This is a genomic window from Variovorax sp. WDL1 (assembly GCF_001541225.1).
Lineage (GTDB): Bacteria > Pseudomonadota > Gammaproteobacteria > Burkholderiales > Burkholderiaceae_C > Variovorax.
Genome location: NZ_LMTS01000193.1, coordinates 42,837 through 45,151 on the forward strand (window position 1 = coordinate 42,837; position 2,315 = coordinate 45,151).

2 protein-coding genes are annotated in these 2,315 nt (G+C 66.5%); both read right to left on the reverse strand.

Going from position 1 to position 2,315, the window contains the following annotated elements:
• Window positions 1-1,307, reverse strand: a 1,307-nt coding sequence (locus tag APY03_RS44490) for a ParB/RepB/Spo0J family partition protein (protein ID WP_232324409.1), incomplete at its 3' end; no start/stop codon positions are given.
• 79 nt (window positions 1,308-1,386) lie between these two features.
• The gene (locus tag APY03_RS25800; protein ID WP_028240164.1) at window positions 1,387-2,214 is read right to left on the reverse strand and encodes a DUF932 domain-containing protein; all 828 of its coding nucleotides are present in this window, start codon (window positions 2,212-2,214) and stop codon (window positions 1,387-1,389) included.
• Between the last annotated feature and the right edge of the window lie 101 nt (window positions 2,215-2,315).

Below are 2,315 nucleotides of genomic sequence, written 5' to 3' on the forward strand. Positions count from 1 at the left end.
GTGTCCTCGCCTTCGTCGTCGTTCCCGGCCTCGCCTTCCGCGCTGCCGAAACCCTGCCGCAAGCGTTCCAGCGTGCGCAGCGCCTTGGCTTCTGCCTCGCGCAGCAGCCCGCGATGAATCACGGCTTCGCCGCTGCGGTCGAGGGTGACGATGGCGCCGGCCACGGCGCGCACATCCGGGGCGTAGCCCTGCAAGGCTTCCTCCACGGCTTGCAGTTCCCCGGCAACCTGTTCGCGGCGCGGTTCCAGCGCTTCGGTCTTGTCCTCGTCCTCGGCGTCGTAGGCTTCTTCCAGTTCGGTGTCGATCTTGTCGAGGCGGGTTTGCAGCGAGGCGATGCGGCGGGCTTCGCGGGCGCTCGGTTCGCGGCGCTGGCGCGGTGCGTTCTGGAACGCCTGCCGCTCGGCGTAGCTCATGTGCGGCACGGCTTCGACCCACGCCCAACCCTCGGCGCGCACGTCCCCAGCCAGCGCATCCAGCTTGCCGCGCACCAGCGTTTCCAGCAGCGTGGCGTCGGTCAGGTAGGTTCCGGCATCGCCTTCCGCGAACAGGTCGCGGCGGATGCCGCCGCCCGCCGCCGTGTAGGCGTCCAGCCCGGCGAAGCGCACCAGCGGATGCGTGGCGTCGATTTCGCGTTCGGTCAGGCGTTCGCGCAGCGCGGACGCGCCACGCTGCCATTCTGGCGCACCGTAGAACGCGCTTTCCTGCGCGGCGTGGTCGTCGGTGATGGTCAGGGCCATCAACTGTTCCAGGGTGACGGCTCCGGCGCGGTAGTCGGCCAGCAGGCGCGGCGAGACGTTGGCGAGTTTGAGACGGCGCTGCACCACCAGCGGGGTCACGCCGAAGTCGGCGGCAATGTCTTCGATGGGGCGGCCTTCCTTGACCAGTGCGGCGAACGCCTCGAACTGGTCGGCCGGGTGCATCTGCTCGCGCAGCAGGTTTTCCGCGAGGCTGACGGTACGGGCCGAAGCATCGGGCACCAGCAGGCACGCCACTTCGTAGTCGGCAGGGATGCGCTTCTTCTTCGCCAGCAGCTTCAACGCGGTCAGTCGGCGGTCGCCGGCCACCACTTCGTACTGCTCGCCATCGGCGGCGAGGATGACGACGAGATTTTGCAGCAGGCCGATGCGGGCGATGCTCGCGGCCAGTTCGGGAATGGACAGGCGCGGGGTCTTGCGTGCGTTGCGCTTGGAGCGGCGCGGCAGCAACTGCGAGAGTGGAACCAAAATCAGGTTCTTGCTCGGGTCGGCCACTTCCAGCGGCGCGGCAGTTTCGATGGCGCGGGTTTCGGTTTGGGTAACGGCGTTCATGGTGATAACTCCTTGCGGTTAGGGATGCAGCAGCGAGAGAAGCGGCAAGGGCTGCTGCCTGCCCCTGCCGCGTGGGGGTTCAGGCTTTCAACTGGCGCATGCCATCGGCCAGCAGCCAAAGCGCACGGTTGAGGCGGATGTTCTGGTCGATGCCCTGTACCGGGCGGGTTTGCTGGCGGCGTCCGTTGGCGCTGCGCCCGCGCAGGCCGCCTTGGGTCAGGTTCTCTTGCGTGCGGTTGAACACGCTCCACAAGTCCGGGCGGCGGTCATCAAAGCGGCGCGGCATCAGGATTTGCGATTCCGTGATGGGCGCGGGCTTGTCGGGGTCGTCGTACTTGAGGGCCAGCGCGGCGCGGGCGAACACTTCGGATTCGCCATCGTTCAAGGTGATGGCGCGCATGGAATCGCGGGATTCCTGCACGCGGTCGAAGCCGCGCAAGACTTCGTAAGCGCCTTCGATGACGGAACCGGCCACGTCGCCTTTGTGGGGCACGCGCACGTCCGCCACCGTGTCGCCGCAGACAAGGCCATTGCTGCACACGAACCGGAACATTCCGGCCAGCATCTGATAGCTGCTCGTGCCGTCATGCGAGTTCAGCAGCACGATTTCGTTAGCCTCCGCGCCGTTGATCTGGCTGGCGTGGCGCAGGCGCAGCATGTGTTTGGTGTAGTCGCGGCGGTCGTCGTGGCGCACGCGGGTTTGCGCTGCCATGAAGGGTTCAAACCCTTCCTTGCGTAGTTCCGCCAGCACGGCGGCGGTGGGGATATAGGCGTACCGTTCGGAACGGCTTTCGTGCGGCGCGTCCGCGAAGATGGACGGGGCCACACGGCGGATTTGGTCATCGGACAGCGGGTAATCGCTGCGCAGCGACGGGGAACGGGAAGCGAATCGGGATGCGAGTTGCATTGCATTTCTCCTGACGAAAAGGGTTTGCTGTTCAAACCGCACACCGGATTCCTAGATTCGGAGCCCAGCCTTTCGGCTGTTCGGTGCGGTCGGCACGAGGA